The 13,705-nt window shown below is 55.2% G+C and carries 12 protein-coding genes; 3 read left to right on the top strand and 9 right to left on the bottom strand.

Features of this window, described 5'->3' with window-relative positions; translation table 11 throughout:
• Positions 1–36: 36 nt before the first annotated feature.
• Positions 37–495 carry an Lrp/AsnC family transcriptional regulator gene (locus ABLU88_RS13395; RefSeq protein ID WP_004135994.1) on the bottom strand — a complete coding sequence of 153 codons (459 nt, stop codon included), beginning with the start codon at positions 493–495 and terminating at the stop codon, positions 37–39.
• Between the two features lie 115 nt (positions 496–610).
• Here ABLU88_RS13395 and ABLU88_RS13390 point away from each other — a divergent pair, with 115 nt between their 5' ends.
• A complete protein-coding gene (locus ABLU88_RS13390) occupies positions 611–1,663 on the top strand; it encodes a PLP-dependent cysteine synthase family protein (RefSeq protein WP_025107161.1) in 1,053 nt (350 codons plus the stop codon).
• Between the two features lie 46 nt (positions 1,664–1,709).
• On the opposite strand, the gene cof is transcribed toward ABLU88_RS13390, so the two are convergent.
• Positions 1,710–2,528 carry an HMP-PP phosphatase gene (gene cof, locus ABLU88_RS13385; RefSeq protein ID WP_348836709.1) on the bottom strand — a complete coding sequence of 273 codons (819 nt, stop codon included), beginning with the start codon at positions 2,526–2,528 and terminating at the stop codon, positions 1,710–1,712.
• Between the two features lie 126 nt (positions 2,529–2,654).
• Between cof and ABLU88_RS13380 the strand changes: the two genes are divergently transcribed.
• Positions 2,655–4,355 (top strand): SgrR family transcriptional regulator, encoded by a 1,701-nt coding sequence (locus ABLU88_RS13380; RefSeq protein WP_025107163.1) that lies wholly within the window; start codon positions 2,655–2,657, stop codon positions 4,353–4,355.
• Between the two features lie 66 nt (positions 4,356–4,421).
• Positions 4,422–5,117 carry a 7-cyano-7-deazaguanine synthase QueC gene (gene queC, locus ABLU88_RS13375; protein ID WP_014228183.1) on the top strand — a complete coding sequence of 232 codons (696 nt, stop codon included), beginning with the start codon at positions 4,422–4,424 and terminating at the stop codon, positions 5,115–5,117.
• A 199-nt stretch (positions 5,118–5,316) separates the two neighbouring features.
• Here the strand turns inward: queC and ABLU88_RS13370 are convergent, their stop codons facing one another.
• From ABLU88_RS13370 to clpP, 7 genes are all read right to left on the bottom strand, one after another.
• Positions 5,317–5,718 carry a YbgC/FadM family acyl-CoA thioesterase gene (locus tag ABLU88_RS13370; RefSeq protein WP_004848264.1) on the bottom strand — a complete coding sequence of 134 codons (402 nt, stop codon included), beginning with the start codon at positions 5,716–5,718 and terminating at the stop codon, positions 5,317–5,319.
• A 110-nt stretch (positions 5,719–5,828) separates the two neighbouring features.
• Positions 5,829–6,194, bottom strand: a complete 366-nt coding sequence (locus tag ABLU88_RS13365; RefSeq protein WP_004848263.1) for a helix-hairpin-helix domain-containing protein — start codon at positions 6,192–6,194, stop codon at positions 5,829–5,831.
• Between the two features lie 148 nt (positions 6,195–6,342).
• Positions 6,343–8,217, bottom strand: coding sequence for a peptidylprolyl isomerase (ppiD, locus tag ABLU88_RS13360; RefSeq protein ID WP_049103919.1), 1,875 nt, complete (start codon positions 8,215–8,217; stop codon positions 6,343–6,345).
• Between the two features lie 213 nt (positions 8,218–8,430).
• On the bottom strand, positions 8,431–8,703 hold the full coding sequence (gene hupB / locus ABLU88_RS13355) for a nucleoid-associated protein HU-beta (RefSeq protein ID WP_002444653.1): 273 nt from the start codon (positions 8,701–8,703) through the stop codon (positions 8,431–8,433).
• Between the two features lie 208 nt (positions 8,704–8,911).
• Positions 8,912–11,266 carry an endopeptidase La gene (gene lon / locus ABLU88_RS13350; RefSeq protein ID WP_004099539.1) on the bottom strand — a complete coding sequence of 785 codons (2,355 nt, stop codon included), beginning with the start codon at positions 11,264–11,266 and terminating at the stop codon, positions 8,912–8,914.
• A 183-nt stretch (positions 11,267–11,449) separates the two neighbouring features.
• Positions 11,450–12,724: an ATP-dependent protease ATP-binding subunit ClpX gene (gene clpX / locus ABLU88_RS13345; RefSeq protein WP_004099538.1), complete on the bottom strand. Its 1,275-nt coding sequence runs from the start codon at positions 12,722–12,724 to the stop codon at positions 11,450–11,452.
• Positions 12,725–12,856: 132 nt separating this feature from the next.
• Entirely contained in the window at positions 12,857–13,480 is a 624-nt protein-coding gene (gene clpP / locus ABLU88_RS13340) for an ATP-dependent Clp endopeptidase proteolytic subunit ClpP (protein WP_003021624.1), read from the bottom strand.
• Positions 13,481–13,705: the final 225 nt, after the last annotated feature.

Below are 13,705 nucleotides of genomic sequence, written 5' to 3'. Positions count from 1 at the left end.
AAATCCTGAGTGTGTAATTCGTAGCGGCTGATGCCGTTAATCAATCGGCAAGGCAGTGGTGTATTTTATCTGTTCCATGGCAAAACTCGAAGTCACATCCGAGAGCCCCGGCACGCTGTTTACCAGGCGTTTATAAAAATCGTCGTAGTTCTTCATATCCGCCACCTGGACCCGCAGCAGGTAGTCATACTCCCCCGCCATACGCCAGAAACCGAGAACCTCCGCCATCTGCGTGACTTCGCTGACGAAGCGGCAATACCAGTCGCTACTGTGATGCTGAGTCTTAATCAGCACAAACGCCGTCAGCCCAAGCCCGACCTTTTCCGCATCCAGCAGCGCAACGCGTCCACGCAGAATACCTTCATCTTCCAGCCGCTTCAGGCGCTTCCAGCAGGGCGTGGTGGTCAGATTAACGGCATCGGCCAGCGCCTGCAAAGAGAGGGTGCAGTCGGTTTGCAGTAAAGAAAGCAGCTTACGGTCAATTTTATCTAACATAGGGCACCTTGGGAGAAAAATTTACTCCATTCATTGTAATTGAAAGGCTAAATGGCAACAATTTTTCCTTCGATTTCCGCTAAGCTGGGCACAAAATGACAAACAGGAATTTGAGATGAACAGCGCCTGGGTTAAACACGCGATTAGTGAAATTAATGCCGATTATCAGCGTTCCGCCGACACGCACCTTATTCGTCTGGCGCTTCCGGGGTTCCCGGGGATCCAGCTCTACCTGAAGGATGAAAGCACCCATCCAACCGGTAGCCTGAAGCACCGCCTGGCCCGCTCGCTGTTTCTCTATGGTCTGTGCAACGGCTGGATTAAAGAAGGGACAACGATTATCGAATCCTCTTCCGGTTCGACCGCCGTCTCTGAAGCCTACTTCGCCCGTCTCTTAGGCCTGCCGTTTATCGCCGTGATGCCTTCCTGTACGGCAAAACGTAAAATTGAACAAATTGAGTTCTACGGCGGCCGCTGCCACTTCGTCGATAGCGCCTGCGAAATCTATGCCGCCTCCGAAACCCTGGCCCGCGAGCTGAACGGCCATTATATGGATCAGTTTACCTATGCCGAACGGGCGACCGACTGGCGGGGAAACAATAATATCGCCGACAGTATCTTCCGTCAGATGAACCACGAGCCGCATCCGCAGCCGTCGTATATCGTGATGAGCGCGGGCACCGGAGGCACCTCTGCCACCATCGGACGCTACATTCGTAGTCAGGGCTACGATACGCAGCTGCTGGTGGTTGACCCACAAAACTCGGTGTTTATGGACTACTGGCAGAGCCGCGACGCCAGCCTGCGCAGCCCGGTCGGCAGTAAAATTGAGGGCATCGGCCGCCCGCGCGTCGAACCGTCGTTTATTCCCGACGTGGTCGATGAGATGCTGCGGGTACCGGATGCCGCCAGCGTCGCCACCGCGCTATGGCTGGAAACGCTGCTCGGACGTAAGGTCGGCGCCTCCACCGGCACCAACATGTGGGGCGTACTGCAGCTGGCCGTGCGGATGCGCGAAGAGGGGCGCACCGGCTCTCTCGTCACGCTGCTGTGCGACAGCGGTGAACGTTATCTGGAAACCTACTACAACCCGCAGTGGGTAGCGGCCAATATTGGCGATATCTCCTCATGGCAGGCACAAATCGCCGACATGCTGCAGGCAAAATAAAAGAAGCCAGATATCACAGGATATCTGGCTTGCTGGCAGGGTCTCTTTATTCGGGGGAATAAGGAAGATCGGGATTATCCAGCCAATGAGTCAAAAAGTGGGAGACGGCCTGATGACGGCAGTCGCCAATAACCGGTAGATGTGGGAGTTCCGCTTTCAGCTGATTCATCGCATTGCCCATAATCACGCCGCGCCCGACGCTGCCGAGCATTTCCAGGTCATTCATGGCGTCACCGAACGCCATACAATCCTGCATCGTCAGCCCCAGATGCTGGCTTAATACCGCCAGCGCCGCGCCTTTGTTACAGCGGCCAGGCAACACTTCAAGGCAATCCATCGCCGAAAAACAGAGATCCGCTCGGCCGCCCAGCGCTTCACTCAGTTGAAGCCTTAGCCGCCGCAAATCGTCATGATCGCCGCAGAAGCAGATTTTAGTGACCTGATGCGCCGGTATTCGCTTTGGATCGTACAGCTGATAACGAAAACCGCTAAAGACGTGCGCTTTCAGTAATTCCGGGATCGCCTGCCCGGTGTACCAGCCGCCGTCGTTAAAGAAATGCATACTGGCCGTGGTTTCCCAGGCGCTGTGCAGCACCTCTTCCGCCACATCGGGAGCCAGATCGCGGCGATACAGCTCCTCACCTTCCAGAGAGTGAATTCGCGTCCCGTTGCCGGTGATTAAAAACGCATCCAGAGAGAACTCGCCGATAACGTGGCGCATTTCCAGAGCATGACGACCGGTGGCGAAAGTCAGGGTGATATCGCGATCGCGCAGACGTTTGAGCGTCGAAAGCGTTTTTTCTCCCAGACGATGGTCCGGCATCAGTAGCGTACCGTCCATATCGAATGCAGCCAGTCTTGCCATCTTCTGCTCCCCAAATCGTGGTGGATTTTGCTTGTGTTGCAGTATTGCCTGAGATATACGGAAGTAATAGTGAATAGATAAATTTTATTGTTCCGGGTTTACCAATCTACGCAGGATTACACAGCGATGAGGCTATTAAACCGTCTGCATCAGTACCAGCGACTCTGGCAGCCCTCCGCCGGAGAGCCGCAGCAGGTAACCGTCGGCGAGCTGGCCGAACGCTGCTTTTGCAGCGAACGCCACATTCGAACCCTGCTGCGCCAGGCGCAAGAGTCAGGCTGGCTAAGCTGGCAGGCCAGCTCCGGTCGCGGAAAGCGCGGGCTACTCCAGTTTTATAAAGCGCCGGAAGCGCTGCGCAATGAGATGATGGAGCAGGCGCTGAATAAAGGGCAGCAGCAAAATGCCCTCGAACTGGCCCAGCTGGCGCCGGTGGAGCTTAAAGCGCTGCTTTCCCCCTTTCTCGGCGGCCAATGGCAGAACAATACGCCGACCCTGCGTATTCCTTACTACCGTCCGCTGGAGCCGCTGCGCCCGGGTTTTATGCCGGGACGCGCGGAGCAGCACCTGGCCGGGGAGATATTTTCCGGTCTGACCCGATTTGATGCGCAGAGTACCTGTCCGATAGGCGATTTAGCCCATCACTGGGAGGTGTCGCCTGACGGCCTGCGCTGGCACTTTTATATTCGTTCTACCCTGTTCTGGCACAACGGCGATCCGATTAAAACCTCACAGCTGCAGCAGCGGCTCCTGATGCTGCTGCAGCTGCCCGCGCTGCGCACGCTGTTCGCCAGTATCAGCGAGATTAGCGTCACCCACTCCCAGTGTCTGACTATCACCCTGCATCGCGCCGATTACTGGCTGCCGTTCCGCCTTGCCAGCTACTGCAGCGTGCTGGCGCATCCTGACGATCCGGCGATCGGCAGCGGACCGTTTCGCCTGAAGCGATTTACTGCGGACCTGGTGCGGCTGGAAAACCATCAGCGCTATCATCTCACTCACCCGCTGCTGCAGGCCGTGGAATACTGGATCACGCCGCAGTTGTTCGAGCAGGATCTGGGCACCAGCTGTCGTCATCCGGTACAGATAACCATTGGCGATCCTGACGAACTGACCAGACTACGTCAGGTCAGCAACAGTATTAGCCTCGGCTTTTGCTATCTGACGCTGCGCCAGAGCCCTCGTCTTAACAAAGCGCAGGCGCAAAGGCTGGTCTCGCTGATTCATCGCTCCACCCTGTTAGAAACCCTGCCGCTGGATGAGGATCTGATCGCGCCCAGCAACGAAGTATTGCCGGGCTGGTCTATTCCGCAGTGGCCTGAAAATCATAGTACCCCTCTGCCCGAACGGCTTACGCTGCTCTATCACCTCCCCGTAGAGCTACACGCTATGGCGGATCGGCTTCGTCAACGGCTGGCGGAACTGGACTGTGAGCTGACGATTATTTTCCATGATGCGAAAAACTGGGATGGCTGCCAGCAGTTTGCACAGGCGGACCTGATGATGGGCGACCGCCTGATTGGCGAAGCGCCGGTCTATGCGCTGGAGCAGTGGCTACGCTGCGACGTGCTGTGGCCTAATTTGCTGACCGGGGCGCAATATGCGCATCTCCAGGCGACGCTGGATGCCGTTCAGGCCTTACCGGACGAACGCAGCCGTAGCGAAGCGTTGCGCAACGTCTTTAACAGCCTGATGGACGATGCCATCATGACGCCGCTGTTCAATTATAATTATCGCATCAGCGCGCCGCCGGGGGTCAACGGACTACGGCTAAACGCGCGCGGCTGGTTTGATTTCGCCAGCGCCTGGCTACCGGCCTCTACGCCGTGACGGGGCTGGTGGTCACGTTCATCAGGCGCTACCATATGCGCCTCACTTCGATTGTCAGGAATTACCATGAAACGCGCCGTAGTTGTCTTCAGCGGAGGACAAGATTCGACGACCTGCCTGGTGCAGGCTCTGCAACAGTATGATGAAGTGCATTGCGTCACTTTTGATTATGGCCAACGTCATCGCGCGGAGATTGACGTTGCTCGCGAACTGGCGCTAAAGCTGGGGGCCGTGGCCCATAAAGTCCTTGATGTCACCCTGCTTAACGAACTGGCGGTCAGCAGCCTGACCCGCGATAGCATTCCGGTTCCGGATTATGAACCGGACGCCAGCGGCATTCCGAATACCTTCGTACCCGGGCGCAACATTCTGTTTTTAACCCTGACGGCCATTTACGCGTATCAGGTGAAGGCGGAAGCTATTATCACCGGCGTTTGCGAGACCGACTTTTCGGGCTACCCGGACTGCCGCGACGAGTTCGTGAAAGCGCTGCACCATGCCGTCAGCCTCGGTATGGCGAAAGATATTCGCTTTGAGACGCCGCTAATGTGGCTTAACAAAGCCGAAACGTGGGCCCTGGCCGATTACTGGGGCCAGCTCGACCTGGTGCGCCATGAAACCCTCACCTGCTATAACGGCATTAAAGGCGACGGCTGCGGGCAGTGCGCCGCCTGTAACCTCCGCGCCAACGGGCTGAGCCAGTATCTGGGCGATAAGGTTGGGGTGATGACGGTGATGAAGCAGAAAACCGGGCTCCAGTAACCAGTTACTTCCCGGCGGCGTGGCGGGATCGCAGGCGGCTCACGATGCATAGCCCGGTCAGATACGCAGCAGCGCCTTCGGGGAAGTTCTGCCACTTTCTGTGCGCCTGCCCGCGCTACCGGATCGCAGACAGCTGAGGAAACGTAGCCCGGACAGGTGCGCAGCACCGCCTCCGGGACATCCCCCTCCGGCTGGCCTGTTAGCGAGGCTCAAGCTGCTCCAGCTTCTCCCGCAGTTCGCCCTCAAGCGGCAGCGCTTTCTGCGTTTTTAGATCGATACAGACAAAAGTGATAAGCGCATCGGCGACCACTTCGCCGTTAGGATTGAGGGTGACCACCTGGCTTAGCGTCCCGCTTTTTCCGTTCAGCTGTTCGAGCTTGCTGGTGACGGTTAACACATCGCCCAGTACCGCCGGTCGGCGGTAGTTGATATTGATATTGACCACCACAAAGGCGATGTTGCGAGCGGTCATCCAGTGGAAGGCCGGGCTGCTTTCCAGGCCATCCCAACGCGCTTCTTCGAGAAACTCCAGATAACGCGCATTGTTAACGTGCTGATAGACATCCAGATGATAGCCGCGAACTTTGATTTGTGTCTGCATAGCGCAAATGCCTTATCTTTAATTGTTGTTTTGAGGTCAGAGGTCACACCACTAGTGTGACCTCTTCAGTCTGGCAAATAATGACGACTGTGCAAACTTTCGCTGAAAATTTACAGCTTCAGATGTGACAGATTTCTCTCTACCAGCGAGTTGCCCATTCCGGGCACCTGCTTAAGATCGTCAACGGTTTTAAATGGCCCGTACTCTTCGCGATAGCTCACTATAGCCTGCGCTTTCTTCAGGCCGACGCCATTCAGCGCCTTAGCCAGCTCTTCCGCGCTGGCGTTATTGATACTCACCCTGGTGCCTTCACTATCCGGCGCATTTAACGCATCCGGCGCTTTTGCCTGCGGCGACTGCACGCTTTCCTTTACCGGCGCCGACGCTTTGCCGGCAGAAGGCGCCGCCTGCGCTATCTGACTCCCCGCCGCGCAAACCAGTACGGCGGCAATAAGCGTTTTCATTCCTCGTTTCATGCTGTTATCTCCTTGTTTGTAGACAGCAAGGTCACGATAGCGACGAAGGGAAAAGAGTACAAAAGGCAAAATGCAGAAATGGAAAAGGCCGCGAAAGCGGCCTTTGAGAATGACATCACGTTACTTGCTTTTGCGAAGCAGCACGTAATTATTGTTGCTGATCGATAATGTCGCCGAGCTTAATTTTCGCCGCTTTACGCAGGTTGCTCATCAGCGCTTCGAAAGCGATCTGGGCGTTATTCTGGGTGATCCCCTGAATCATCGCTTTTTTCTGCTCTTCCGGCATCGTACCCGCTTTCACTTCGTCCAGCGCCAGCAGCACCACGTTGCCCTGCAGATCGGAGCCCACGCCGTAGCTTGGCTTACCTGCCTGCGGCAGCGGAAGTGCAAAGACGGACTGGCTCAGCGCTTCCTGACCGGTGCGTGACAGCGTCTGCGGCGCACCAAAGCTCAGGCCTGCGGCTTTCATCGCTTCATCGCCTTTGCCCTCTTTCAGGGCCGTCAGCAGCTTGTCGGCATCCAGCTTCGCCTGCTGTTCCGCTTTCGTGTGCTTAACAATATCGCTCACCTGCGCTTTTACATCCGCCAGCGGTTTCACCGCTTCCGGTTTATGCTCGCTGATGCGCAGAACAAACGCACGATCGCCGTCGACGGTGATGATATCGGAGTTGCTGCCCGGCGTGCCGTTTTCGCCCACCAGGCCGCCGTTGAAGATAGCTTCAGAGACCGGCTTGAAATTCAGCTCTTGCGGCAGGCTGTCGCGGCCAAACCAGCCGGTTTCAACCACTTTAAGACCGGCAACCTGGGCTGCGCCCGCCAGCGACTCGTTATCGTTGCTCGCCGCGTCGCTCACTTTCTGCTGCAGGGCATAGTACGCATCCAGGGCTTTTTCCTGCTTCACTTTCGCCGCAATATCGTCGCGAACTTCAGCCAGCGGTTTAACCTGTGCTGCCTGAATATCGTCCAGACGGGCAACCAGGAACCCAACGGAGGATTTAATTACGCCAGAAAGCTGGCCTTTTTCTTTCAGACCGGCCTCTTTCAGCTCTGGCACGGTCGCAGCATCTTCCAGCCACCCCATATCACCGCCGCTGCGGGCAGAGATAATATCGGTTGATTTTTCTTTGGCCAGCGTGGCGAAGTCAGCGCCTTTCTTCAGCTCATCAAGCACCGCCTGCGCATCCGCTTCGGTTTTGGTCTGAATGATGCTGTAGCGGTTACGCTGCGGCTGAGTGAACTGATCCTGATGCTGGTCGTACCATGACTGAATTTCTTCGTCAGAGACGTTTTCCTGCATGCTGGCAGCGTCCAGCTTGATGTAGCTGACGCGGAACTGCTCAGGCGCCATAAAACGCGCCTGGTTCTGCTGGTAGAACGCGTTGATTTCATCGTCGGTTGCGGTTTGCTTCGCCGCCAGCGCGTTCACGTCGAGAGTGGCTTCACGGACGACGCGCTGTTGAGAAACCAGCGCCGCCAGCTGGTCGGATTCGCCCGGCAGCATAAAGTCGGTACCGGCTACGGCGTTGATCAGCTGCTGAGTCGTCAGCTGATTACGAAGCGCCTGCGCGTACTGATCCGTCGTCATCCCCATCTGATTAACAATACGGCTGAAGCGCTCGTTATCAAATTTGCCATCCGCCTGGAAAGCCTGGGTCTGGAAGATAGCCTGCTTCACCTGGTCGTCGCTGATGTTGAGACCCAGTTCACGGGCATACTGATCGAGCAGCGCCTCGTCAATCAGACGGTTCAGCACCTGCTGACGCATGGTCTTCATGTAATTTTCATTGGCCGCCAGTTCTGAGAACTGGTCGCCAAGCTGCTGCTGCATGCGATTACGCTCGCTGGCAACGGCATTTTCAAACTGTGCGCGACCAATCTCCTGGTCATTAACTTTTGCGGCATAGTTGTTACCACCGCCAATCAGGTAACCACTCACCCCGGTCAAAATGAACGAGACGATAATGATACCGAAAATAATCTTGAGCACGACGCTGTTGGCGGCCGTGCGTAGGTTGTCCATCATGGTGTAACAACGCTCCGCTGTAGATGACTTTAGCTCGCGCAGCATAGCATGTGATGGCCGCCGCGCGTGAGGACGTATTTTGACAAGAAAACGGGGTAATTGTCAGCCCACAAGTGCGTATAAAGTCACATTAAGTCTCATTCTGGCAAATAAAAAAGGCACATCTTACGATGCGCCCTTGTACTTCGTCACAGACCCCAGTGGGGAAGTCGATCAGTTTACCGCGTCTTTCAGCGCTTTACCTGCACGGAAACCCGGTACTTTAGCAGCAGCAATGGTGATTTCTTTGCCTGTTTGCGGATTGCGACCGGTACGGGCAGCGCGCTCTTTAACAGCAAAAGTACCAAACCCTACCAGCGCAACGTCATCCCCAGCCTGCAGAGATTCAGTAACAGAAGCGATTAAAGCATCTAACGCACGTCCAGCTGCGGCTTTAGAAATGTCCGCACCGGCAGCAATTTTGTCAATCAGTTGAGATTTATTCACTGTTCTCTTCCTCTCTTTATAATTTATATCGCACCAGAATCCTTCGTGGCGCGACCGCGCAGCAGTTATATCAGGACTGTCATGCCCTTACAACAGAGTTGTAATTGACCCCCCTGCCAGCGATCTAAGTTAGCTACACAAAAAAAGGCTGGCAAGTACGAATTTACTTACCAGCCCTATTTTTCTTAGCGCAATTTGCGCGAAATCACTATTTTGCCGTGACGACTTCCATACCAAACGGCTCGTTCTGCAGTGCAAGTGCCAGAACTTCCTCGATTCGTTTCACCGGATGGATATCTAAATCGGCGATAACGTTATCTGGAATTTCTTCAAGGTCACGTTTGTTTTCATCAGGAATCAGAACAGTCTTAATGCCGCCGCGGTGCGCGGCCAGCAGTTTTTCCTTCAGACCACCGATTGGCAACACCTGACCACGGAGGGTAATTTCCCCGGTCATCGCCACATCGGCGCGCACCGGATTGCCCGTCAGACAGGAAACCAGCGCGGTACACATCGCGATACCTGCGCTTGGGCCATCTTTCGGCGTAGCGCCTTCCGGTACGTGCACGTGAATATCGCGTTTTTCGTAAAAGTCTGAGTTGATACCCAGCTTATCCGCACGCGAACGCACCACGGTCAGCGCAGCCTGGATAGACTCCTGCATCACCTCACCCAGTGAACCGGTATAGGTCAGCTTACCTTTACCCGGAACGCAGGCGGTTTCAATGGTCAGCAGATCGCCGCCCACTTCCGTCCACGCCAGACCCGTCACCTGACCCACGCGGTTTTCGCTATCCGCCCGGCCATAGTCATAGCGCTGCACGCCAAGGAAGTCATGCAGGTTGTCGCCGTTAATCTCGATGTGCTTCAGCGATTTATCCAGCAGCAGCTGTTTTACCGCCTTACGGCACAGTTTCGAGATTTCGCGCTCCAGACCACGCACGCCCGCTTCACGCGTGTAGTAGCGGATAATGCCGATAATTGCGCTGTCATCCACCGTCAGCTCGCCTTTTTTGAGCGCGTTACGCTCAATCTGTTTTGACAGCAGGTGGCGTTTGGCGATGTTCAGCTTCTCATCTTCGGTGTAGCCGGAGAGACGGATCACTTCCATACGATCCAGCAGCGGCGCCGGAATGTTCATGGAGTTGGAGGTCGCGACAAACATCACGTCGCTGAGATCGTAATCCACTTCCAGATAGTGATCGTTAAAGGCCACGTTCTGTTCCGGATCCAACACCTCCAGCAGCGCCGAGGCCGGATCGCCGCGCATGTCCGAAGACATCTTGTCGATCTCATCCAGTAAGAACAGCGGGTTTTTAACGCCCACTTTGGCCATTTTCTGGATCAGTTTGCCCGGCATTGAGCCAATATAGGTACGACGGTGACCGCGGATTTCCGCTTCATCGCGCACGCCGCCCAGCGCCATACGCACGTACTTACGTCCGGTGGCTTTGGCGATGGACTGGCCGAGAGAGGTTTTACCGACCCCCGGAGGCCCAACCAGGCACAGGATCGGCCCTTTGAGCTTGTTAACACGGCTCTGCACCGCGAGGTACTCAAGAATACGATCCTTCACGCGCTCGAGGCCGTAGTGGTCGGTGTCGAGGATCTCCTGAGCCTGACGCAGGTCTTTTTTGACCTTGCTGCGGGCGTTCCACGGTACCTGCACCATCCAGTCGATGTAGCCGCGAACGACGGTCGCTTCCGCCGACATCGGGGACATCATTTTCAGCTTCTGCAGTTCCGCTTCGGTTTTCTCTTTTGCCTCTTTCGGCATTTTCGCCGCGTCGATCTTACGCTTCAGCGCTTCGTTCTCGTCCGGGGCGTCGTCCATCTCGCCGAGCTCTTTTTGAATGGCTTTCATTTGCTCATTCAGATAGTACTCGCGCTGAGATTTCTCCATCTGTTTTTTCACGCGGTTGCGAATGCGCTTCTCAACCTGCAGCAGATCGATTTCCGACTCCATCATCGCCATCAGATATTCCAGACGTTCGTTAACGTCGGACATCTCCAGCACGGACTGTTTGTCCGCCAGCTTCAGCGGCATATGCGCAGCGATGGTATCCGCCAGGCGCGCCGGATCGTCAATGCTATTCAGCGACGTCAGCACTTCCGGTGGGATTTTCTTGTTCAGCTTGATGTAGCCTTCAAACTGGCTGATGGCCGTACGAACCAGCACTTCCTGCTCGCGTTCGTCAATGGCCGGCGATTCAAGATATTCAGCCTTCGCCGAAAAATGCTCGCCATTATCAGACAGCGCAGAGATGCGCGCGCGCTGCAAACCTTCGACCAGCACTTTGACAGTACCGTCCGGTAGCTTCAGCATTTGCAAAATAGACGCCACGGTCCCGACGGTGAAAAGATCGTTTACACCCGGCTCATCCGTCGAGGCTTCTTTCTGCGCAACCAGCATGATTTTTTTATCATGATCCATGGCTGCTTCGAGGCAACGGATAGATTTTTCCCGCCCTACAAACAGGGGTATGACCATGTGCGGATAAACCACCACATCGCGCAACGGCAATACGGGGATTTCAATGCGTTCAGAACGCTCAGGATTCATAGAGCTCTCTCTTAGTTTAAAGTCCGCCAGGTAGCCGACGACGCAACTCAACGACGCGTCGCCGTTAATATGTAAACCAGTATATGGGGATGTATTCCATACATTCAACGGCGGGAATGCAGGAAAAATAAAAGGGGAGATAAAATCCCCCCTTTTTGTTAACTGCTTGAGCAAAATGGTTAATTATTCACCAGATGCCTGCTGCGCTTCCGGTTTGCCGTAAATCAGCAGCGGCTTGCTCTGGCCATCGATAACCGAAGCGTCAATGACCACTTTTTCTACGTCTTCCATTGACGGAAGATCGTACATGGTATCAAGCAGCGCGGCTTCAACGATAGAACGCAGACCGCGAGCCCCGGTTTTACGCGCCATCGCTTTCTTAGCGATAGCGTCCAGCGCTTCGTCGCGGAATTCCAGCTCAGCGCCTTCCAGGCTGAACAGCGCCTGATACTGCTTGGTCAGGGCGTTTTTCGGCTCTTTGAGGATCTGAATCAGCGCTTCTTCGCTCAGCTCGCTCAGGGTCGCCACAACCGGCAGACGACCGATGAACTCAGGAATCAGGCCAAACTTGATCAGATCTTCCGGCTCAACCTGAGACAGCAGCTCGCCTTCGCTGGCTTTGTCAGACTTCGCCTTGACCGTCGCGCCGAAACCAATACCTGAACCGGTTTCAACACGGTGGGAAATGACCTTATCCAGACCGGCAAAGGCGCCGCCGCAGATGAACAGGATCTTAGAGGTATCAACCTGCAGGAACTCCTGCTGCGGATGCTTACGCCCGCCCTGCGGCGGAACCGCGGCAACGGTACCTTCAATAAGCTTCAGCAGCGCCTGCTGCACGCCTTCGCCGGAAACATCGCGAGTGATCGACGGGTTATCCGATTTACGGGAAATTTTGTCGATTTCATCAATGTAGACGATACCGCGCTGGGCTTTCTGTACGTCGTAGTCGCACTTCTGCAGCAGCTTCTGGATGATGTTCTCAACGTCTTCACCCACGTAGCCGGCTTCGGTCAGGGTGGTGGCATCCGCCATGGTGAAAGGCACATCCAGCAGGCGCGCGAGCGTTTCCGCCAGCAGCGTTTTACCGGAACCGGTCGGCCCGATCAGCAGAATGTTACTTTTGCCCAGTTCAACGCCGTTGCTGGTGTCGCCATTGCGCAGACGTTTGTAGTGATTGTATACCGCCACCGCCAGCACTTTTTTCGCCGGCTCCTGGCCGATAACGTAATCGTCCAGATGGTGGCGAATTTCGTGCGGCGTCGGCAGCGCGCTGCGCTCGCGATGCGGCGCGACTTCTTTAATTTCTTCGCGAATGATGTCGTTACATAAATCAACGCATTCGTCGCAGATATACACGGATGGCCCGGCGATTAGCTTACGCACTTCATGCTGGCTTTTGCCGCAAAAAGAGCAGTACAACAGTTTGCCCGAACCATCTTTGCGTTTATCTGTCATGAGTCCAAACCTCTTATTAAGTTCTTTGTGCCGCACACGACGACGCAAATGCCATTCTCAGGCGCAAACCGCTGTGAAGCGTTGTGCCGCCCTCTTTCAAACAAGTATAGCGGCACCCTTGCGCCTGGGGCATCAATTACGATGAGTCAAAATAGAGTCAACGAGGCCGTATTCCACTGCTTCTGAGGCAGACAGGAAGCGATCGCGCTCGGTATCGCGCTCGATCTGCTCAAGGGATTGACCCGTATGATGTGCCATCAGTTCATTCATGCGACCTTTCACTTTCAGGATTTCGCGGGCGTGGATTTCGATATCCGTCGCCTGGCCCTGGTAGCCGCCCAGCGGCTGGTGAATCATCACGCGGGAGTTCGGCAGGCAGAAACGCTTGCCTTTCGCCCCGGCGGTCAGCAGGAACGCGCCCATTGAGGCCGCCTGGCCCATACAAATGGTGCTCACGTCAGGCTTGATGAACTGCATGGTGTCATAGATAGACATCCCGGCGGTAATCACCCCGCCCGGAGAGTTAATGTACAGATAGATATCTTTTTCCGGGTTTTCCGCTTCCAGAAACAGCATCTGCGCCACGATCAGGTTAGCCATGTGGTCTTCTACCTGGCCGGTCAGAAAAATGACGCGCTCCTTGAGCAGACGGGAGTAAATATCAAATGAACGTTCGCCGCGTGAGGTCTGTTCAATGACCATCGGCACCAGGGCCATATGGGGTGCAAAGTTGTCTCGTTCGCCACTGTATGACATTTCCGTCTCCTGGATTAATTTGAAAAAAACCGCTGCACTGATTGTAACCTTACGGACGGATTATCAGCCAGAATTTCTGCCGTCGGGCAGAAGTGCATAGATGCACGCTTCATTACGGCGCATGATTATGCCAATGCAGTTACGTCTCCCGGTTATGGGGATGACGTCGCCATAATTCAAGCATAACAATCTTTTGTCGTAACGCTATCACTGAAATCGCCTTTT

This window comes from Klebsiella sp. GW_Kp182 (assembly GCF_040062275.1).
Taxonomy (GTDB): Bacteria; Pseudomonadota; Gammaproteobacteria; order Enterobacterales; family Enterobacteriaceae; genus Klebsiella; species Klebsiella michiganensis.
Note: the sequence above shows the minus strand (reverse complement) of the source record. Positions and strands in the feature narration are given on the sequence as shown.